The sequence below is a fragment of the Mycobacterium sp. NPDC048908 genome (genome assembly GCF_043197955.1).
GTDB lineage: Bacteria > Actinomycetota > Actinomycetes > Mycobacteriales > Mycobacteriaceae > Mycobacterium.
In genome coordinates this window covers 142303-163210 of the sequence record NZ_JBICUE010000006.1, presented here as the reverse complement: position 1 = coordinate 163210, position 20908 = coordinate 142303, and the positions used below count along the sequence as shown (strand labels likewise).

19 protein-coding genes and 1 pseudogene are annotated in these 20908 nt (G+C 64.7%); 9 read left to right on the top strand and 11 right to left on the bottom strand.

What is annotated here, in order from left to right; translation table 11 throughout:
• The first annotated feature begins 24 nt into the window (after positions 1-24).
• From ACGFK1_RS17845 to ACGFK1_RS17825, 5 genes and pseudogenes are all read left to right on the top strand, one after another.
• Positions 25-930 carry an NAD-dependent epimerase/dehydratase family protein gene (locus tag ACGFK1_RS17845; RefSeq protein WP_393431712.1) on the top strand — a complete coding sequence of 302 codons (906 nt, stop codon included), beginning with the start codon at positions 25-27 and terminating at the stop codon, positions 928-930.
• A gap of 2 nt (positions 931-932) precedes the next feature.
• Positions 933-1676, top strand: a complete 744-nt coding sequence (locus ACGFK1_RS17840; protein WP_393431710.1) for a hypothetical protein — start codon at positions 933-935, stop codon at positions 1674-1676.
• A 9-nt stretch (positions 1677-1685) separates the two neighbouring features.
• Entirely contained in the window at positions 1686-2639 is a 954-nt protein-coding gene (locus ACGFK1_RS17835) for an LLM class F420-dependent oxidoreductase (RefSeq protein WP_393431707.1), read from the top strand.
• A gap of 56 nt (positions 2640-2695) precedes the next feature.
• A pseudogene (locus ACGFK1_RS17830) lies at positions 2696-3534 on the top strand (mycofactocin-coupled SDR family oxidoreductase).
• 14 nt (positions 3535-3548) lie between these two features.
• Positions 3549-4838, top strand: coding sequence for a cytochrome P450 (locus ACGFK1_RS17825; RefSeq protein ID WP_393431704.1), 1290 nt, complete (start codon positions 3549-3551; stop codon positions 4836-4838).
• A gap of 4 nt (positions 4839-4842) precedes the next feature.
• On the opposite strand, the gene ACGFK1_RS17820 is transcribed toward ACGFK1_RS17825, so the two are convergent.
• Positions 4843-5538: a FadR/GntR family transcriptional regulator gene (locus ACGFK1_RS17820; RefSeq protein WP_393431701.1), complete on the bottom strand. Its 696-nt coding sequence runs from the start codon at positions 5536-5538 to the stop codon at positions 4843-4845.
• A 156-nt stretch (positions 5539-5694) separates the two neighbouring features.
• Between ACGFK1_RS17820 and ACGFK1_RS17815 the strand changes: the two genes are divergently transcribed.
• From ACGFK1_RS17815 to ACGFK1_RS17805, 3 genes are all read left to right on the top strand, one after another.
• Positions 5695-7065 (top strand): SLC13 family permease, encoded by a 1371-nt coding sequence (locus ACGFK1_RS17815; RefSeq protein ID WP_393431698.1) that lies wholly within the window; start codon positions 5695-5697, stop codon positions 7063-7065.
• Positions 7066-7238: 173 nt separating this feature from the next.
• The gene (locus ACGFK1_RS17810) at positions 7239-8444 is read left to right on the top strand and encodes a CaiB/BaiF CoA transferase family protein (protein ID WP_393431695.1); all 1206 of its coding nucleotides are present in this window, start codon (positions 7239-7241) and stop codon (positions 8442-8444) included.
• On the top strand, positions 8441-9952 hold the full coding sequence (locus ACGFK1_RS17805; protein ID WP_393431692.1) for a carboxyl transferase domain-containing protein: 1512 nt from the start codon (positions 8441-8443) through the stop codon (positions 9950-9952). Before ACGFK1_RS17810 ends, ACGFK1_RS17805 begins: the two co-directional genes overlap by 4 nt.
• A 51-nt stretch (positions 9953-10003) precedes the next feature.
• Here the strand turns inward: ACGFK1_RS17805 and ACGFK1_RS17800 are convergent, their stop codons facing one another.
• The 9 genes from ACGFK1_RS17800 to ACGFK1_RS17760 form a co-directional block, all read right to left on the bottom strand.
• Complete coding sequence (locus ACGFK1_RS17800; protein ID WP_393431688.1) at positions 10004-10726, bottom strand: glycine betaine ABC transporter substrate-binding protein; 723 nt, start codon at positions 10724-10726, stop codon at positions 10004-10006.
• The gene (locus ACGFK1_RS17795; RefSeq protein WP_393431685.1) at positions 10723-11739 is read right to left on the bottom strand and encodes an NADPH:quinone reductase; all 1017 of its coding nucleotides are present in this window, start codon (positions 11737-11739) and stop codon (positions 10723-10725) included. Before ACGFK1_RS17795 ends, ACGFK1_RS17800 begins: the two co-directional genes overlap by 4 nt.
• Before the next feature lie 18 nt (positions 11740-11757).
• Entirely contained in the window at positions 11758-12990 is a 1233-nt protein-coding gene (locus ACGFK1_RS17790; protein ID WP_393431682.1) for an LVIVD repeat-containing protein, read from the bottom strand.
• The gene (locus tag ACGFK1_RS17785) at positions 12987-14048 is read right to left on the bottom strand and encodes an SMP-30/gluconolactonase/LRE family protein (protein WP_393431679.1); all 1062 of its coding nucleotides are present in this window, start codon (positions 14046-14048) and stop codon (positions 12987-12989) included. Before ACGFK1_RS17785 ends, ACGFK1_RS17790 begins: the two co-directional genes overlap by 4 nt.
• A 3-nt stretch (positions 14049-14051) precedes the next feature.
• Positions 14052-15071, bottom strand: a complete 1020-nt coding sequence (locus ACGFK1_RS17780) for a zinc-dependent alcohol dehydrogenase family protein (RefSeq protein ID WP_393431676.1) — start codon at positions 15069-15071, stop codon at positions 14052-14054.
• A 22-nt stretch (positions 15072-15093) separates the two neighbouring features.
• The gene (mdlC, locus tag ACGFK1_RS17775; RefSeq protein ID WP_393431674.1) at positions 15094-16689 is read right to left on the bottom strand and encodes a benzoylformate decarboxylase; all 1596 of its coding nucleotides are present in this window, start codon (positions 16687-16689) and stop codon (positions 15094-15096) included.
• A 32-nt stretch (positions 16690-16721) separates the two neighbouring features.
• Positions 16722-17825, bottom strand: coding sequence for an enolase C-terminal domain-like protein (locus tag ACGFK1_RS17770; RefSeq protein ID WP_393431671.1), 1104 nt, complete (start codon positions 17823-17825; stop codon positions 16722-16724).
• Positions 17825-18352 (bottom strand): hypothetical protein, encoded by a 528-nt coding sequence (locus ACGFK1_RS17765; protein WP_393431668.1) that lies wholly within the window; start codon positions 18350-18352, stop codon positions 17825-17827. The genes ACGFK1_RS17770 and ACGFK1_RS17765 overlap by 1 nt, the downstream gene beginning before the upstream one ends.
• A 222-nt stretch (positions 18353-18574) precedes the next feature.
• Positions 18575-19234, bottom strand: a complete 660-nt coding sequence (locus ACGFK1_RS17760; protein WP_393431666.1) for a helix-turn-helix domain-containing protein — start codon at positions 19232-19234, stop codon at positions 18575-18577.
• 250 nt (positions 19235-19484) lie between these two features.
• Here ACGFK1_RS17760 and ACGFK1_RS17755 point away from each other — a divergent pair, with 250 nt between their 5' ends.
• A complete protein-coding gene (locus ACGFK1_RS17755) occupies positions 19485-19865 on the top strand; it encodes a winged helix-turn-helix transcriptional regulator (RefSeq protein ID WP_393431663.1) in 381 nt (126 codons plus the stop codon).
• Here ACGFK1_RS17755 and ACGFK1_RS17750 read toward each other — a convergent pair.
• A complete protein-coding gene (locus ACGFK1_RS17750) occupies positions 19836-20852 on the bottom strand; it encodes an NAD-dependent epimerase/dehydratase family protein (protein ID WP_393431660.1) in 1017 nt (338 codons plus the stop codon). The two genes, ACGFK1_RS17755 and ACGFK1_RS17750, sit on opposite strands and share 30 nt — an antisense overlap.
• Positions 20853-20908: the final 56 nt, after the last annotated feature.

Genomic DNA, 20908 nt, shown 5'->3' with positions numbered 1-20908 from the left:
CGCCTGTGCGCTATGACTGAGTAGATGCTCGAGTCGGAGAAGATCCTCATCACCGGCGCAACGGGAAAGATCGCTTTTCCGATCGCGCGTGCGCTCGCCAAGCGCAATGAGGTCTGGGGTGCTGCCAGGATGCGGAATCCGGCCGATCGGGAAAGACTTGCGGCGGTCGGCGTCAAACCTGTTGCGCTCGACGTGAGCATCGGCGATTTCTCGGTGCTTCCTGACGACTTCACCTACGTGTTTCATGCTGCCGTCGACGTCGGCGCAGGGAAATGGACGCGGTGTGTGGACACCAACGCCCAGAAATCCGGCGACCTGCTGTACCACTGCCGCACCGCCAAGGGCTTCGTGTTCTGCTCCACCGGATCGGTGTATGGCTACCGGGGTCAGCGACCGTTGCGGGAGTCCGATCCGCCGGGGGTACCCCTGCGCGCGAACTACAGCTTCTCCAAGATCGCCGCCGAGGCAGTGTGCACGTGGGTCGCGAACCAGCACAAGATCCCGCTCACCATCATCAGGATCTGTTCCACTTATGGTCCCGAGGGCGGTGCGCCGGCCGACCGACTGGAAATGATGCTGGCGCACAAACCGATTCGGCTGTATCCCGACAAGCCCAACAATTACAACCCCATCTATGAGGACGATTACGTCGAGTTGGGCATCCGGGCGATGGAGGTCGCGTCGACGCCGCCGATCGTGGTGAATTGGGCGGGCAGCGAGACGGTCAGCGTCGAGGACTACTGCGCATACATGGGTGAACTCGTCGGAGCGCAACCGATCTTCGCGTACACACCCGATGCACACGCGCCTCTATGGCCAGATGTCACCTACATGCACGAAGTGCTCGGCCGCACCAAAGTGCACTGGCGCGACGGCTTTCGGCGAATGATCGAAGCTCGCCACCCCGAACTCCGTCTGGAAGGCAAGTGACCATGCAGCTACCCGGCACGCCGTCGGACGAACTTCCCGATGTTCTTGCCACCGGCCGTGGTGATGTCACCACGTTGTTCGTCTCGATGGCAACGCGGCATCCCGAAGGCGCGGACGCGGAGTACCTGCGCTGGCATACCTTGGACCATCGCCCGGAGCAGCATCGGTTGTCCGCCGTACGCGCCTCTCTGCGCCTGGTGTCGACGCCCGCCTGCAGGTCGGCGCGGGCCGCCAGTTACGACCCACACAACTCCATCGACCATGTGATGACGTACTTCTTCACCGATCCGGGCGGCATGACGGGCTTCCTGGACCTGTCCAAGGCGCTCGGCAACGCCGGCCGGAAACTGCCGTTGCTCCCTCCGGTTGAACGCGGGATCTACCGTGTGAACGACAAGATCGCGGCCACCCGGATCAAGGCCGGTGCCGATGTGTTGCCGTGGTGGCCGATTCGCGGCGTCTATCTCCTGCTGGAGACGAACGCGGTGTCAGCGGCCGAACTGACCGACGTCGACGGTGTCGCGGGCGTGTGGTCGGCCGACTCACAGTCCGTCGATGCCAGGCTGGCGAGTGCGCCTGCAGGACAGACGATCTCGTATTGCTTCCTCGACGAGGATCCGGTCGCCACCGCGGAGCGGCTACGTCCGACACTCGAGAAGCGGTGGGGCGAGGACGGCATCGAACCACTATTCGCCGCTCCTTTCCACGCAGTGGTGCCCTACGAGTGGGACCGCTATGTGCCGTAGGAGGGCAGCATGCGGATTGGCTTGATGGTCGGCTCCGATAGGGAGCGGGCACGCGCGGACCGGTTGGCCGGGCTGCTCGACGACGGAAAGACCGCCGAAGCTCAAGGATTCGCCTCGTTCTGGTTTCCGCAGGTGCCCGGTTATCTCGACGCCCTGACGGCGGTCTCGCTTCTCGGCCAGGCCACCGAGCGGATCGAGATCGGCACCGCGGTCGTCCCGATTCAGACCCGGCATCCGCTGATCCTGGCGCAACAGGCGCTGACCACACAGGTCGCGTGCGCCGGCAGGTTCAGTCTGGGGCTCGGCCCGTCGCACCACTGGATCATCGCCGACCAACTCGGCTTGCCGTATGACCGTCCGGCGCGGCTGGTGCGTGACTATCTCGAGGTGCTGACCGCCGCGTTCGCCGGCCCTGGCGCGGTCGACGTGGACAACGACAACTACCAGGTGCACAGCCCGATCGATGTCACCGAGACTTTCGAAATGCCAGTGCTTCTCGCCGCGCTCGGCCCGACCATGCTGCGGATCGCAGGCGAGCGCGCGGGCGGAACGATTCTGTGGATGGCCGACGAGCGGGCAATCGGCGACTACGTCGTGCCGCGCATCACCGAAGCCGCGGCCGCGGCGGGAAAGTCCGAAACGCGCGTCGTCGCAGGAGTTCCGGTCGCGTTGTGCTCGCGATACGAAATCGACGACGCCCGCTCGTACGCCAGCGAGGTGCTCGGTCACGCCGACTTCTCTCCCAACTACGTCCGGCTTCTCGAACACGGCGACGCCGAGGATGTCGGCGACACCATGGCGGCGGGTGATGAATCAACCGTGCTCGCACGTCTACAGCGATACCGCGACGTCGGCGTCACCGATCTCGCTGCGCGTGTCGTCCCGCTCGGCGGCGACGCGGCGACGCGCAGCCAGTCGCGTGGCCGCACCCAGGAGTTCTTGGCTGCGCTCGACCTCGATTGACAGGTTCCGGTGCGGATGTAAAGTGTTGATCGATCGATCAACAGATGAGGTGGAGTATGACGGGTCGCGTCGACGGCACGGTCGCGTTCATCACAGGTGCCGCGCGTGGCCAGGGTCGCGGCCACGCGGTGAGGCTGGCACAGGAGGGCGCCGACATCATCGCCATCGATATCTGCCAGCCGATCAGCCGCAGCAGTGAGATCCCCGCTTCCACCCCTGACGACCTCGCCGAGACCGCCGATCTGGTCAAGGCGCAAAACCGGCGCGTCGTCACCGCCGAGGTCGACGTGCGTGACTACGACGCGCTCAAGGCGGCCGTCGACGGCGGCGTCGAACAATTGGGTCGGCTCGACATCATCGTCGCCAATGCCGGCATCGGAAACGGCGGAGCAACTCTGGACAAGACCAGTGCCGACGACTGGAAGGACATGATCGACGTCAACCTGTCCGGCGTATGGCACACGGTCAAAGCCGGTGTGCCACATATACTCTCCGCTGGTCGCGGCGGCTCGATTGTGTTGACGAGCTCGGTGGTGGACTCAAGGCGTACCCGCACACCGGCCACTACATCGCCGCCAAACACGGGGTCGTCGGCCTGATGCGCACCTTCGCCGTCGAACTCGGCCAGCATTCGATTCGGGTCAACTCCGTGCACCCTACGAACGTGAACACCCCGATGTTCATGAACGAGGGCACGATGAAGTTGTTCCGCCCGGATCTGGAAAATCCCGGGCCAGACGACCTCGCGGTGGCCGCGCAATTCATGCACGTGCTGCCGGTGGGCTGGGTCGAACCTGTCGACATCAGCAACGCAGTGCTGTTCCTGGCCTCCGACGAAGCCCGTTATGTCACCGGTCTGACCCTGACCGTCGACGCAGGCAGCATGTTGAAATAGATCGATCGATCAAGATGACAGATTACGCCTCCGTCGACTACTTCTCCGATCCGCACGTCGCGCAAGACCCATACGACTACCTCGACTACCTGCGCAGCCACGGCCCCGTGTTCCGCGAGCCGCACCACGGAGTTGTTGCCGTGACGGGCTACTCGGAGGTGTTGGCGGCGTTCAAGGACACCGATGCCTTCTCGGCGGTCAATGCGATCGGCGGCCCGTTCCCGCCGTTGCCGTTCAAGCCTGAAGGCGACGACATCACCGAACTGATCGAGGCGCACCGCCATCTGTTCCCGATCAACGAGCACCTCGTCGTCATGGATCCACCGGACCACACCCGCGCGCGGTCTCTGCTGACCAAATTGTTGACGCCCAAGCGGCTCAAGGAGAACGAGGACTTCATGTGGCAGCTGGTTGATCGCCAGCTCGACGAGGTCATCGACCCGGCCTCTACCGAAGGCCACTGCGAATTCTTGGCCGAGTACGCAAGGCCGTTCGCCACTTTGGCGATCGCCGACCTGCTCGGGGTACCCGACGAGGATCGCGACGAGATCCGCAGCGCACTGGGCGCGGGGCAACCGGAGGGAGGCGTCGGCGCACTGGATGGAGAGCCGGTGGGCCTCAATCCGCTGCAGTACCTTGACGACAAGTTCAGCGCATACCTCGCCGAGCGGCGACACGAGCCGCGCGACGACGTACTCACCACAATGGCAACCGCCACTTATCCCGACGGCGCCACACCGCAACTGCTCGAGGTGGTTCGCCCCGCGACCTTCCTGTTCGCGGCGGGCCAGGAGACCGTCACCAAGCTACTCGGCTCAGCCGTTCAGGTGCTCGCCGAACGGCCGGACCTCCAGCAGTTGGTCCGGGAGAATCGGAAGCTGGTGGGCCCGTTCATCGAGGAGTCGCTGCGCACACAGAGCCCGACAAAGGTGGACTTCCGCCTGGCCCGCAAGACGACGAACCTTGGCGGCGTTCGCATTACGGCGGGAACCGTGGTGATGTTGTGTCTGGGTGCGGCCAACCGCGACCCAGCCAAGTTCGAAGCTCCGCATGAATTCCGGCTGGACCGCAAGAACGTTCGCGAACACATCGCCTTTGGTCGCGGTATCCACAGCTGCGCCGGCGCACCGCTCGCCCGTGTCGAGGGCGTGATCACCGTGAACCGGATGCTGGACCGGATGCGTGAGATCGCGATCAGCGACGCCAAACACGGCGCAGCCGAGGATCGTCACTACAGCTACGAGCCGACCTTCCTGCTGCGCGGGCTCACCGAACTGCACATCGAGTTCACGCCGGCTGGTTAGAACCTCAGTCGGCCTCGCGCAGCAAGGCCACGTCGGACACCATCCGGATGTGGTCGGCCATCGCCTTCGACGCCGCTTGCGGGTCTTGTTTGCGGACCGCGTCGGCGATCCGCCGGTGGCCTTCCAGCGACGATCGCGGACGGTCCTCCTGGGAAAGCGATTCGATGCGGGTCTCTCTTATCAACCCGGAGATCTCGTGCATCAGCTTGGCGAGCAGTGAGGAATGCGCCGCGGTGGTGATGGCCTCATGGAACATCTCGTCTCCCACGACTCCGCGCTCTCCCGCCTGGACCTCCGACTCCATCGTGGCGATCGCAGCGTCAATCGCGGCCATCTCGGCGTCGCTTCGCCGCGCGGCAGCCAACCCGGCCAATTTCACCTCGAGCGCTTCGCGGGCTTCGATGATGTCGGGGATCCGGTCGGCATGTTCGCGCAGGGCCTTGACGGCACGCTCCTCGGTCGGACGACGCACGAGGATCGCCCCGTCGCCGTGGCGCACCGACAACACCCCCTGCACTTCGAGCGCGACCAATGCCTGACTCAGCGAGGCCCGACTGACCCCTAGCTTGGCGGCCAAGTCACGCTCGGCAGGCAGCCGATCACCTGGCGTCATCTCGTTCTCGGCAATGTACGCGCACAGTTGCTCGACGATCACTTCGTACAGTCGCGGACGTGTGACAGGTCTCAGTTGCTGAACCACTGACTCACCTACTCTCTGCTCCAACCATACCCAGTCGCGCTGCGCGGCCCCGGTAACCGGGGCCACACTGCATATTGACAGTGACCGCGGTCACTGCTTTACTGGCTAGGCCACTGCTCCATTAGGTCACCGTACCTACGCCACCCAAGGATCTCGATGCCGCTCGAACTGATTCCTGTCCTGGCCCTCATCGCGATGTTCGTAGCGGCCACGCTGCTGCCGATCAACATGGGCACGCTGGGCTTTGTCGCCGCGTTCCTTGTCGGAACGCTCGCCGTCGGGATGAACACCGACGACATCATCGCCGGTTTCCCCAGCGATCTTTTCCTGACGCTTGTCGGCGTGACGTACCTGTTTGCGATCGCCCAGAACAACGGCACGGTCGACCTCATGGTTCGCGGCGCCGTACGACTGGTACGCGGGCGCGTCGCCTTCATCCCATGGGTGATGTTCGGCATCACCGGCGTGCTGACCGCGCTTGGCGCCCTCGGCCCTGCCGCGGTGGCGATCATCGCGCCGATCGCCCTCGGTTTCGCCAAGCAGTACCGGATCAACGCACTGCTGATGGGCATGATGGTGATCCACGGCGCACAGGCCGGAGGCTTCTCGCCGATCAGCGTCTACGGCGTCACCGTCAACAACATCGTCGCCAAGGCGCACTTGATCAACAGCCCGGTCGCGCTGTTCGTTGGCAGCCTGTTGTTCAACGCGGCAATCGGCGTGGTGCTGTTCGTCTTGCTTGGCGGGCGCTCACTGATCGGTCGGACCGTGCACGACGACCACGACGATCCGATCGGCGCCGACCCCACCGACAGCATCGGCGGGGTCGGCGGTCCCGCACCGTCAGGGAATGCCATCGGCGGTACCGCGACCCTCGCGGTACTCCAGACGAAGCCTCGCGTCATCGTCAAACCACTGCCGACGAAGTCGGTCAGCTACGACCAGGTGCTGACCTTGATCGGACTCGCAGCACTCGCCGTGTTCTCACTCGTTCTCGACCTCGACATCGGCTTCGTGTCGATGACGGTCGCGGCGGTGCTGGCACTGGCCTCGCCGAAGGCGCAGAAGGGCGCTGTCTCGCAGATCAGTTGGTCCACCGTGCTTTTGATAGGCGGCGTGTTGACCTTCGTCGGCGTGCTGCAGCAGGCAGGCAGTGTCGAGTGGGTCGGCAACGGTGTCGCCAAACTAGGCATGCCCCTCCTTGTCGCGCTTCTGCTGTGCTACGTCGGCGCTATTGTGTCGGCCTTCGCATCGTCGACGGCCATCCTCGGCGCCACCATCCCGCTGGCCGTGCCGCTACTGGCCGGTGGAGAGGTGGGGGCGATCGGAGTTGTTGTCGCGCTGGCGATTTCGTCGACGATCGTCGATGTCAGCCCGTTCTCGACCAACGGCGCCCTGGTACTGGCCAACGCGCAGGATGTCGACCGTGACAAGTTCTACAAACAGATCCTCAAGTACAGCACGCTCGTGGTGCTGATCGGGCCACTGCTGGCATGGGCCGCGCTGGTGCTGCCCGGTTGGCTCTGAACCATGCACATGACGGCGGCGGTCTACTGAACGAGTAGGCCGCCGCTGTTTCTTTCTGCGACCCAGCTCACATAACTCTGCGTTGTCAGGCCTTGACGCCCAGGTCAGACCATGGTTTGCTAAATTGGCTAGTCCACTAGCTCACTCAGTCACTAGGCCTAAGGCGGTCCGCTATGACATCTACAAATTCATCAGACGCATCTACAGGGCCTCTCGCCGGACTGCTTGTGGTCGACCTGACTCGCGCCCTCGCTGGGCCGCACGCGGCGATGATGCTCGGAGACCTGGGCGCCGAGGTGATCAAGGTGGAGAACCCGCATGGCGGCGACGACACCCGCGGTTGGGGACCACCGTTCGTCGATCCGGCGCACGGCGAACGGGAGTCGACATACTTTCTCAGTGCAAACCGGAACAAGAAGTCGGTCACACTGGACCTGAAGGCCGACGCCGGAAAGTCGGCGCTGCAGGCGCTGATCAGCCGCGCCGACGTGCTCATGGAGAACTTTCGGCCAGGAGTGCTTGACCGCCTTGGCTTTTCGCAGCAGCAGTTGGCAGACATCAATCCCCGCTTGGTCGTGCTGTCCATCAGCGGCTTCGGGCATGACGGTCCAGAGTCGGCACGCTCGGGCTACGACCAGATCGCGCAGGGTGAGGCAGGCCTCATGTCGGTAACCGGTTCTTCCACAACGGATATGCAGCGCGTCGGGGTGCCGATCGCCGACCTGTTGGCCGGCATGTACGGCGCATTCGGCGTGCTGGCGGCGCTGCACGAGCGTGAGCGGACGGGCAGAGGCCAGGTGGTGCGTGCTTCACTGCTCGCGGCGGTGGTCGGAGTGCATGCCTTCCAAGGCACGAAGTGGACGGTCGCAGGCCAGATCGGCGAGGCGACCGGCAATCACCATCCGTCGATCTGCCCGTACGGGCTGTTCGAAACCGCGGACGGCGCAGTGCAGATCGCGGTCGGCAGCGAAGGCTTGTGGAAGCGATTCTGCGAAGGCTTCGGCTTCGCCGCTGACACGCCCGGAATGGCGTCAAACCCACAGCGGGTGGCGAACAGCAAGCGGGTCAACGAGATGGTGCAGGCACGGTTCTCCTTCTACACCACCGACGAGCTACTCGCGAAGCTGGACCGAATCGGCGTGCCCGCCGGGCGCATTCGCTCCATCCGCGAGGTGTACGAGTGGGAACAGACCAAGTCGCAGGGCCTGCTGATCGATGTCGATCACGCCACGTTGGGCACCATTACGTTGCCTGGCCCGCCGCTGCGATTCTTCGACGCCGCCGGCACCGAATTGACCCGCAGGCAGCACACCGCTCCCCCGGTGCTGGGCGCCGACAACGGCCTCATCGAGGCGACAGTGCTTGCGGGGCCCCGATGACCCGACGCAGCGCTCGACAGGTCATCGCGGCGGTGACCGATGACGGGTCGTGGACGTCGTGGGACGAGGCACTGCCCGCCGTGCCCGCCAGCGGAGAGTATGCCGACGAACTGGCCTGCGCGCGGGCCGCAACCGGCCTCGACGAATCAGTGCTCACGGGCACCGCGACCATACATGGCCACCGCGTCGCGATGTTGGTGTGCGAGTTCGGGTTTCTCGGCGGCTCGATCGGGGTCGCCGCCGGTCATCGACTGACCGTGGCGATCCGCCGTGCCACCGCGCAGCGCCTTCCACTGCTGGCGCTGCCGACGTCAGGTGGCACCCGCATGCAGGAAGGTACGACCGCATTCATGCAGATGGTCCGGATCACGGCGGCCGTCACCGATCACAAGGCGGCGGGACTACCGTATCTCGTCTACCTCCGGCACCCGACGACGGGCGGGGTGTTCGCATCGTGGGGATCCCTCGGGCACGTGACCCTCGCCGAACCGGGCGCGTTGATCGGTTTCCTGGGCCCGCGGGTGTACGAGGCGCTGTACGGTGACCCGTTTCCCACAGGCGTCCAAACCGCGGAAAACCTCTACGCCTGTGGCCTTGTCGACGCTGTGGTGTCCGCGGCGGACCTTTCCGTGATGGTGGACCGCGCGCTGACCATCATCACGCGGGCACCGCAGCAGGTCTCGCAGCGTGTACCGCTGCACGCACCGTCGTCGGATGCGCCGGCGTGGGAGTCGGTGCTGGCGTCCCGCCGACAGGATCGGCCAGGCGTTCGTGAGCTGCTTCACCACGCGTGTTCCGACGTCATCTTGCTCAACGGAACCGGGCAGGGCGAGAACGAGCCGGGACTTCTGCTCGCGCTCGCACGATTCGGCGACCAGGCATGTGTGTTGCTCGGTCAAGACCGGCACGGCCAGACCCCTGAGGCACCACTGGGTCCTGCAGCGCTGCGGCAGGCGCGACGCGGTATGCGCTTGGCCGCCGAATTGAAACTACCGCTGGCCACCCTCATCGACACGGCCGGCGCCGCGTTGTCCCGCGACGCCGAGGAGGGCGGCCTGGCCGGCGAGATCGCTCGGTGTATCGCCGACCTGGTGACGCTCGAAGTGCCCACGGTGTCAATACTTCTCGGCCAGGGAACCGGCGGCGGAGCGCTCGCGCTTGTGCCCGCCGATCGGATTGTCACCGCACAACACGGATGGCTTTCCCCGCTTTCTCCCGAGGGAGCCAGCGCGATCCTGTACCACGACACCGACCACGCCCCCCACATGGCGACCAGACAGGGCGTCCGATCGACGGATCTACTCGCGAACGGCGTCGTCGACAGGGTGATTCCCGAATATCCCACGGCCGCAGCGGAACCCGTGCAATTCTGCCGACGTGTCGGCGCAGTGCTCCGCGACGAACTGGCGACCCTCCGCAACGTCGACCCAGCGCAAAGGCTCGCTGATCGCGTCCAACGATTCGAGCGCATCGGTCAGCACGAGTCGATCATGGCTGTGGCCGGATAGCCGGCAGCGGTCTCGAGATGAGCGAAGGCAGCGCACCGCCTCGAGAGCTCCTCAGCGTGCAAGCAGGTCGTCCAGTTCGCTGACCCTCGCGTTGCCGAGGTGCAGCGTCGCCAGTGCGGACAGCGGCTCATCACCGATCCGCGCTTCGGCGTCCTTGCGGACGATCAGGGTTGCCCTGTCAGTGCCGCCCAGCAGACCCTTTGGCTCGTCCAATTCACGGATCCGGTAGCGATGGTGCAGCCATTGTGGCTGCCACAGCGGGACCACCACCCACCGCCGCTGCGCGACGGCGGCGACGAACCGACCGAAGCACTGTTGTTCTGTGCCGGTGCGAAATTCGTATCCGGCGGCGCCGAGACCGTAGCTGTCGACGATGTCCTCGGAGAAGCGACTGATACCCGCGCCCGGGTTGATTCCCTGAATCAGTCGCTCCATCCGGTCCAACGCCGGTTCCGCGAGCAGGTCGGCGACCCCTCTGACCGCGTCCTCGGGAACGTAGTCGGGTACCCCCCAGATGCAGTACGGCTCGTACAGGACGGTGACTTCGCGGACTTGGTCGGCGAACGGGGCAAGGTAAGCGCCGTGGCTGCTCGGCAGCCATGCCGATACCAGGACGTCGACGTCGCCGTCACCCATGCGTCGGAACATCTCCTCATGCGGCGCCGCCGAGCGTTCGATGCCATGCCCATGAGCGTCCAGGATCCGTTCGACTTCGCGTGCGGCAGCGTCGTGAAAACTCAAATCGATGTGTCCGACGCGGATGCGGCGTGTCATGTGGTTGCCACGTCGATGAGTACCTTGCCGACGACGCCGGCCTCGGACGCGCGGTGAGCGTCGGCGGTACGTTCGAGCGGGTAGCGGTGCAACGGCAACCCAGACTGGTCTCCCACCTCCATGGCACCCTCGGCGATCGCGGCGTTCACTGCCCGGACCGACGCCATCTTGGCGTCGTGGTCGGTGAGGTAGGTCAGGATGTACTGCAGCCGAGCATTTTTGGTCATGGCCGCCCTGGTCGGAACGGCGATCGTGTCCTGCTCGTCAGATGCATACACGGCGATGACGCCGTCGTTCGCGATCACCGCCAAGTCGTCGGCCACGTTGGCGCGCAGATTCACCTCAACGATGACGTCGGCGCCACCGGGGTGCTGCCGGAGCAACTCGGGGGCGACTTCTTGGCGGCGGTAGTTGATGATCTGCTGGGCCCCCGCCGCCCGGCACAGCTCGGCCTTTTCGTCACTGCTTACTGTGGTCACCACGGCCGCGCCCGCCCAAACCGCGAGTTGAATCGCGGCATGACCGACAGCCCCCGCCCCGCCCGCCACGAGGACCGTCAGCGCGCTCAATGCGCCGGGTTGCAATTGCGTCGGCGCGCCCCGGTGCGAGGTGAGCGCGTGGTGGGCGGTAAGCGCCGGGATGCCCATTGAGGCACCGACGTCGAAGCTGGCATTGTCCGGCAGGCGCACCACCTGGTCGGCGGGCAGGGTCACATATTCCTGCGCGGTGCCATCAGATCTCTGCCATGCGGCGTCCCAGACCCAGACCCTGTCACCGACTTCGAGGCCCGCGACGCCCTGCCCCACGGCGTCGACGATGCCTGCGCCGTCCTGGTTGGGCACTTGCCCGCCCGCGACGGGTGCGTTGGCCTGGCGCGCCTTCCAGTCGGTCGGATTGACGCCTGATACGACCACTTTCACCCTGGCTTCACCTGGGCCCACTGCAGGCAAGGGTCGCTCGACGAGGGTCAACACAGACGGATCCCCGTTGTGCGTGTAGACGATTGACTTCATCGCCGTCCTTTCTGTAAGTCAGCCGTGAAATTCCACGATGTCCAATCCAGCGTTGTAGTCGGTGGTGAACGCGACCCCGTCGCTGCGGACGCAGACGTCGGCGGTTTGGATGACACGCCGACCGCCGGGCCGGGGGTCGATGAGCCGATCAGGAGGGCCTGGCACGTATGCACCGATCTGGCGAGGCGCGAAGGGGTCGCTGATATCGAATGCCCGCAAGCCGGCGTTCTGATACGTGGCAAAGATGGTCGTGTCCGAAACCCAACTGCCCGGCCGGTTTTCGTGCAGGTTGTGCGGACCGAAGTGCCGCCCCTTGCGGGCGTAATCTTGTTCGGCCGGTGTCGGGAAGGTCGCGATGCTGACCGGGTTCGACGGTTCCCGGATGTCGAACACCCAGGTATGTTTCAGGCCGTCGGCGAGTTCGTCGGCAGTGGCTTCGTCGGCGACGATCAGCAGATCGCGGCTGGGGAGTGGTAACGCCGTGTGCGTCCCTCCACCGAACGGCGGCGACCAGTTGCGGTGCACGATCAGACGGGGGTCCGTTTTGTCGCTGATGTCCAACAACGTCAGTCCACCGTCTCGCCACGACGCGTAGGCAACGTCACCGGCGATGATCGCGTGGTGCAGGGCATAGCGCCACCGGGTGGTGTCCCATGTCGGTTCTTCGCCTGCCTTCGTGTTCATCCCGGGCAGCCAGTACTGCCCGACGACACCCGGCTGGGTAGGGTCGGCAAGGTCGATCACCGCGAAGATGTAGTCGCTGAATCCCTTGGGTAGCACCGATGCGTACGCATAGCGCCCGCCCGGGTACCACAACCGGTGTGCGCCGACCCCGTCGATCGGCAGAAAGCCGATGCGCCGAGGGTCCGAGGGCACCGCGATGTCGTAGATGGCCACGCCGGCAGACCAATTCTGCTCGGATGAGCTGAGCCGAGTGCCCAATGAGCCGCTGTAATAGTTGGCTTCCCGGTCGAATTGCTTCCATAGGTCCTTGGCGTGGATGACCAGAAGGAGATCGTCGGCCGCCTGCAGGTGAATGTTCCAGGTGTTGGCAGGTGCGGCCTGGAAGCGCACGGTTTTGGGTGAGCGCAGGTCCGCAACATCGATCGTGCTGAAGCCGCCGCTGAACAGATGTCCGACATAGACGTGGTTGTTCCAATACTGCAACTGCATCGCATCGGGCCGACCGCCCTGATCACTGTGCCCGATGGCTGTGAACCCATGGGCGAGTTCGGGTTCGGCGCCGCTCATGGCTTGAGCCGAATCGGTTGGGCGCCGATATCGATCCGGATGATCAGATACGGCGGTATCCGCTCATCGGTGCCATCATTGAACAATGGGGTGCGCGGCAGCTGGTTGACACTGACATATAGATACCCGTCCGCGGCGATCGCCAAGGTGTCGGGCCACAGCAGCTTCCTGGCCTGCAGCACCGTTGTCCACTGCCCCGCCGAGTCGCGCCGCAGCACCGCGCCATGCTCATAGGCGGTGGCGTACAGGTTTCCGGCGGTGTCCGATTCCAGACCGTCGGACGCGCACTTGTCACCGTGGTCGAGCACGGTCTCGGCGACAAGGTAGTCAGGCGCGCCGCGGTCTCGCAGTGCGGCCGTATCTACGCTGTAGAGTCGGCGTGACGACAGCGGACAGTAGAAGAGCCGGGCACCATCGGCGCTGATCGCGATGCCGTCGGCGCCCACCCGGTACTGATCGCGTACCACACCCTCGACGACGGCGCGAAATTGATCCGCCGCCTGCGTGCTTCGGTGACCGCGTAACCGATCCCAGCAGTCACCGGTGTCGAGGTCGACGACGATGAGCGCGCCGGTGGGTTGTGAGTCGGTGATGTAGGCGTACCTGCCGCGGCTGAAGTCGAACCGCACGTCGTTGAGATATGTTGTCGGCGTCATCGCAGTGTCGTCGATGGGAAGCACGCGGTCGATCTCGTTGCTGGACAGATCAACCCGCACCAGCTTCGGGCCGCCGCTGACGTAAGGGGAAAACGAGGGCGCACCGGTGTCGAGTAGCCACAGGTACCCATCCGGATCCACGACCACACTCTGGACGGAAATGAGCCGATCGCGCGGTCCCGTCGGAGTCCAGGTGTTCGCTTGCATACTCGGGTAGGCGACGGCCGTGCCGTCGACGATCTCGGCGACGGTGTAGGGGACGTCGTCGCCCCACCGCGGGAATGAGGCGAACACCCGGCCCTCGTCGTTGACCGTGACACCCGTCGGCATCAGATTGGTGAACTGTGCGACCACGTCATACTCGGGCTGGGCGTCACTGCCAAGCGGTCGGGGTGAAACCATTTGTCATATCTGCTTTCTGCTTTTGATCCCGCCCGGTACTTGGGCGATCTGAACGATAACTTTTCCTGTGGCCGTGCGTTTTTCGACGACAGCGTAGGCTTCTTCCAGGTTCGCGAGGGTGTATGTCCCGCCGTCCAGTCGGGTACCCAACTGCCCGGAGTCGGCCATCTCGGCCGCCAACCGGAGAGCACGGCCGTGCCGTTCCCTGTGCAGTCCGGTCAGCAGCGGAAGCAGGGTGAACACGCCCGAGTAGGTCGCCGCCCGAAACGACAGCGGCGCCAAACTGTGCGTACCCCAGCCAAGCGCGCTCACCACATGGCCGGTGTAGCGCTTGACCGCCGCGAACGAGTCGTCCAGTGTGGCCCCGCCGACGGTGTCGAAGACGACGTCGAAACCATGCCCTGCCGAATGCTCATCGACATACTCGGCCACCGTGGTCGTCGTGTAGTCGATCGCCACGGCGCCGGCAGCGGTGATGATCGCCTGGCTCGCCGGGCTGCCGGTGGCGAACACCTTCGCACCCCGGTGGCGCGCCAACTGGATGGCCATCTGACCTCCGCTGCCCGCACCACCGTGCACAAGCACCAGCGCATCATCGCGTATGTGTGCGTGACCGACGAACGCCTCCCTGGCGGTGATGAACGCCAGCGGCAACGCGGCCGCCTCCTGCATCGACAGTGCATGCGGTTTCGGTGCCAGCAACCGGTGATCGACAGCGACGAATTCGGCGAGCGTGCCCTGAATGCCACCCACACCGCCGGTCATTCCGAACACGTCGTCTCCTGGCCGGAATTCGTCGACACCGTCACCGACCGACTCGACGACCCCCGCCATATCCATGCCGAGCACCGCCGGGAGCACCGTCCGCGCGTGTGGCGCCTGTCCGTGCCGGATCTTCGTATCCAGCGGGTTGACTCCACTTGCGATCACCCGGACCAGCACCTGACCTGGGCCCGGCGACGGTACGTCCATCTCGACGATCTGAAGCGGCGCACCGAATTGGATGAGAACTGCTGCCTTCATGGGCATACTCGCAATCGGATGGCTAGATCAGCGGCGGAACGGTCGCGTCGATGCCCACCTCGACGAGGTGGGGCCGATTGGTGTCCATTCCACGCTTGATCACTTCCTGCAGGCCATCTGCTGACGTCACCCGTTCGCTGGTGCAGCCGTAGCCCTTGGCCAAGCCCAGGAAATCCAGGCCCGGTAGGTCAAGGCCGGGCACACCGGGGGTTTCCAGCAGTTCGGCGAATGACTTCAGGATGTTGTAGGCGCCGTTGCGCACGACGATGAACAAGATGGGCAGATTGTGCCGGGCCGCCGTCCAGATGCTCTGGATCACGTAATTCGCCGCACCGTCACCGACGATGCAGATGACCTTCCTGTTGGTGCCCTCGTCGCGTTCGGCCAAGGCCACGCCCACGGCGGCGGGCAGCCCGTAACCAAGCACACCGCTGGACATGGAGAAGAACGACTTCGGCTGGTCTGTCGGTATCTGTTGGCGCAGCTGACGCACCGTCGAAAGCGATTCCTGCACGATGATGCTGTCGCCTGGGCGGACAGACTCGATTGTGTAGTACAGCCATTCCGCGGTGATGCGATCATCGATCACCGCCGGCACTGGGACCGGCTGCGACGCGGGCACGGTGCGACTCGCTTGTGGCACAGCTTCGGCGAGGACTGCGCAGGAACGGCCCGGGTCGGCGAGGATCGCCGTCCCGACGGGTGCGCGGGCCGCCTCGGACGGGTCATCGGTGATGTGGAAAAGCTCGGCACCGTTGGGCAGGTACTCGCCGGGCACGTACGGGTAATAGCGGAACACCGGCGCGCCGACGACGACGATCACATCGTGCCCCGACAAAGCCTGTGCCAGAGGGCCGATGGCGGGTGGAAGCATCCCGCGATACTGCGGATGCGTCTCCGGGAAACCGGGTCGGCCTTCCTCGGGCGCCGCCCACACGTCGCATCGCAACTTCTCCGCCAGCGCGACGGCATCGTCCCAGCCACCGACCTGATCCACGGCACCGCCGAGGACCAGAACCGGTGAGCGCGCCGCAGTCAGCGCCGCGATCACGTCCGCCAAGAGATCGTCGTCGGCGGCCAACCGTCGGCTCACCTTGCGCAGCAGCGGAAGTCGAGGACATTGCTGGTCCCCATCGTCCATCGGGATCGACAGGAAGACCGGTCCGGCGGGGGGCAGAATGGCTGCCGCGTAGGCGCGCATCAGTGCCGCGGGAAGGTCTTCAGCCCGGGCGGGCTGGTAGGCCCACTTGACGTACGGTTGCGGTACCAGTTCCGGTTGCACGTTGGTCAAATACGGTTCGAGCAACAGCATCTGGCGCGTCTGCTGCCCGGCCGTGATGATCAGCGGCGCACGGTTGTACCACGCGCTCTCGATATTCCCAACGGCGTTGCCCATGCCGGCCGCGGTATGCAGGTTCACCAGTGCTGGCCGGCCCGTGCGCTGGGCGTACGCGTCGGCCATAGCCACTGCGGGCGCCTCCTGTAGGGCCAGCACGTATCGGAAATCGGTCGGGAAAGCCTTGAGGAACGGTTCTTCGGTCGAACCGGGGTTCCCAAACATCGTCGTAAGACCCAGTTGGCGGGCGATCTCGAAAAACGCTTCTCGTACAGTCGGCATGGTCACCTCTCGGCTGTGGTCGGATCGGATTGTCAAAGCTGGACGGCGTATTTCTTGACGGCCCGGTCGTCCCAAACCAGTCCCGCGCCCGGCTGATCGGAAGCGCTGAGCATGCCCGCCTCCGGCTGTAGCGGAGTGGCCAGGATCGGACATGCCCAGTCCACCCACTCCAGCCAGTGCGCCGTGGGGGTGACGCGAAGTAGATGTGCCGCGAACTCGGGGTACAGATGATTGGAGAACTGAATGCCTGACGCAGCCGCGACGCCTGCGGTCTGCAGCCAGCCAGTGACACCGCCGATCCGCATCAGGTCGCCCATCGCGTAGTGAACGCCGCCACTGTCCAGGACGTTGAGCAGATCCCTTGCACCGTAGTAGTTTTCGCCTGCCTGCAGTGGCGTCCGAACATGCCGTGCGAGTTGCGCGTAGCCGCGAACGTTGTCGTATGCGATCGGCTCCTCGAACCAGTACAGGTTCTGTTCGTCGAGTTCGTGGCAACGCCGAATTGCATCACCAAGCCCGAGGGCCTGGTTGAAATCGACCATGAGGTCGATGTCGTCGCCGATCCCCTGCCGCACTGCATCGATCGCTGCAAGGTCGTCGCGAAGATGCGTGTTGCCCAGTCGCATCTTCAACGCGGTGAACCGGCCCTCGCCGACCAACGCCTTGGCTTCAGAACCCAGCGTGGAGATTTCATGACGCCACAACCCGTTGCTGTTGTACGCCCGCAGGGGTCCGACCGAGCCACCGAGAAGCTGGGCAAGCGGAAGACCTGCGGTCTTGGCAAGGGCATCCCACAACGCCATGTCGATCGCCGACACCGCAATGGTCGAGATACCGGCCACCCCAACTACGTTGAGTGACTTCAGTGCCTCCGCGAAGGCGTCACCGGGTGCGATGTCGCGACCCTGGAGCCCCTCGAGCAGATCACGCAGCTCGGCGACCACCACCCGCAGCGACTTGGCCCGATACGGCGCGATGTAGCTCGAGCCGACGACCCCGTCGGTCATCTCCACATCGACAAGCACCAGCGGCCAGTGATCGAACCGGCCGATCGCGGCGATGATCGGGTGCCGCAGCGGAACCACCACCGCACGGACGGCACTGCGGCACAGCGTCATCGGCGAGCCGCTCACCATCAGGATCCCCTCACGGTTTGATGCTCATTCCGAACTTCCCGGCACAGATAGCCGGTGACATCGGCTATCGCAGGTAAGGACGCGCCGATGTCTCCGAGCAGCCCGACCTGTCGAAGCACCTGCGCCTGGTCCCAGTAGAGCGTTTCGCTGAGCATCAGAGAGTCTTCGAACTTCACCACGACAACAAAAGGGATCTGCAGCAGGGCGCCAGTGGCGTCAACTCCCGGGAGAAGGTGGGGCATCACCCGATCGTGGGTGAGCTTCATGACGCATTCGTCGACGAGCAAGTCGTCGCCGAGTGAGCGTCGCACGAGATCGAGCGTGGTATCCGGTGGCTGGGCTGGAATGAAAACGTCGGCGTAGTAAGCGCGCAACGCATCGCGCCCCGACGCTCCACTCATCGTCGGAAGGTGCATCACACGCGCGTGCGGCACCATTGTCGACACCGCCAGAGCGGCGCCCTTGAGCTCGAACTCATACCTGGTGTGCCGAGTCCACAACTCGACCATCGCCTCGCGATCACTCATGAGACCGAAGCTAGGAATAGTCCGGCCGCGCCTGCCAGTGAATGTTCGGTGAGTGGACAAAATCGCTGATGCTCCTCAGTAGACGGGCGGCCGCGACGAGGCTAACCAACGAAGGCCGGTGACATGCAAGGGCCATTAGTTACCTTGCGGAAACCGTTACTGGTCACCGCGTTGCGGAAATCCGCGCCGATGTCCGCCCTTTCCCGGGCAGCCGACCCCGCCTCACAACGGATTCATGAGCATCACGCCGGCAATACGTTCGGCCGTACGGCGGGTCGCGGCCAGCATCACGTCCGATGGACGCGACGACGGGATCAAAGTGGAGACGACAGCCACGCCGGTTGCCGAACCATACGGAATCCCCATCGCGACGCAGCTGTAGTCAGGTGCGACCTCACCGGCATCGACAACCGGCCTGTTGAGCGTGTGATGCGCGCGGCCCTGAGCGGTCTCGCCGGGGACGGCGCCGCCGGCCTTCGCGAGGAAACGCACCGGCGATCGGGCCGCAAGCGCGTCGAGATAAATCGGGCCGTCGCCGAGGTCGGCGGACAGGCTCACCGCCGCGCCCGTGATCGATGCGAGTTCAGCCATGGGCCGCCTGCAAGCGATACGTAGCCGGGCCGCGGGCGTCACCGTCGCGCCGAGACGAAGCAGGCTCGCGCCGAGCGCGTAGCGCGATCTCTCACGCCGAACGGCCCCCACTGTGACCAACTGCTGAAGTAGGCGGTGCACCGTGGGATGTGGAAGCGCCGACGCCACGCTGAGATCCACGAGCCGAACCGGCTGAAGCTCGGCAATGAGGTCGAGCAAGCCGAACGCAGTCTCAATGACACTGCGGGACCCTGCCCAGGCTTCTGGCCGATTCGTGTCGGGAGCGGTCATGAGGTCACCGTGCCTTTCAAAGCGACACCGATCCCTCGGCCAGCACCACCGGCCGCAATGCCAAGATGCACTGCCGGTAGATGCATCGTGCAGGACGACACTGTGCGCCTGCCGAACAACGGCTGTGCGTTCGCTGCGAACGTGGGCCGATACCATGGCAGTTCCATCACCGGATCGCGGAGGGCGATCTGATCGTGGCGCAACAACCGCTGGTCGCGATCGCCCGAGCAAGGAAGGCAAAGGCACGGCGATGACTCAGACCTGTCACACCGGCCAGCACGACGATCACGATGTGTATCGAGCACTGTGCCCATGCCGGATCCTGCTGGATTTACTGGCCAACAAGTGGTCGGCGCTACTGATCGGTCTGCTGGAAAACGGGCCCGTGCGCTTCAGCTCATTGAGGGACCAACTGCCCGGCATCAGTTCGAAGATGTTGACGCGCACACTGCGACAACTCGAATCCGCCTCGCTGATCAGTCGGACCGTATACGCCGACGTCCCACCGAGAGTCGAATACGAACTGACGGAGCTCGGCGCCAGCGCCGCTGTCCCCCTGAGCATGCTGCGAACCTGGGCGGAGGACAACCTCGACCGCATCTCAACGCTCAACCCCGGTTGGGCGGGCTAATACCACAGTCCCGCGCCGTGCCGCAAAGAACAGGGCGGCCTCCCGAATGGATTCTTCGACAGGTCTTGGCCTCCAACCCATTTCGCGTTCGGCCTTACTGTGGTCGAGGGGAGACATCAGCTCGGCCATACGGATCCCGGCATAAGTCAAGGGCAGATCTCGGTTGATGATGCGAGCGGTGAGGTCGTTCATGCGCGCCGCAGCCTTCAGCACGGGCAAGGGAATCCCGACTCGGGGTGGTCTACGACCGACTGCCGCCGCGGCGATGGTGTTGATGTCGCGCACACTCAGATAGCGATCGGAGATGATGTATCGTTCACCGATTCGGCCGCGATCGGCGGCCAGCAGCATGGCCTTCGCGGCGTCTTCTATACCGACGACCTCTGCGGCGTAGTCGAAGTAGACGGGAAAGCGACCAGCGGCTACTGCGGCGATGATCGACCCGTGCGGTGTCGGCGCCCAGTCGCCGGCGCCGTAGGTGGTGGAGACACACATCGCGACGGCAGGCAGGCCGCGCTCCCGGGCATAGCCCAACACCAAATTCTCGGCAGCTACCCGTGATTCGATATACGGGCCACCCTGATTCCAGTTGCGCGTGTCGGCCTCGGTGACCGGTCGGCTGTCATTGATCGCCAACGTGCCCGTCGTGCTGGTGAAGACGAACTTCCGCAACTCGGCACCCGCCGCCACGTCGAGCACACAGCGCAGACCGTCGACATTGGTGCGAAACAACGGGGTCGGGTCACGGAGCCACATTCGCGCGTCAACGACGCAGTAGTAGACGACATCGCAATCCGACATTGCCTCCCTGAGTGCCACCTCGTCGAAGATGTCACCGTGAACACGATCGACATCGAGGTCGTCGATGCCCTTCGTGGAACTAGTGCGGCGCAGCATGACCCGAACGTCCTGCCCGGCGGCGACGAGCTGACGCGTGACGTGCGACCCGAGAAAGCCGCTGGCGCCGATGACCAGCCTCTTCGGCATGTCTGCTCTCCTCGTCGAAGGAAGTTGCGCGCAGATATCAAATAATCAACTCAATT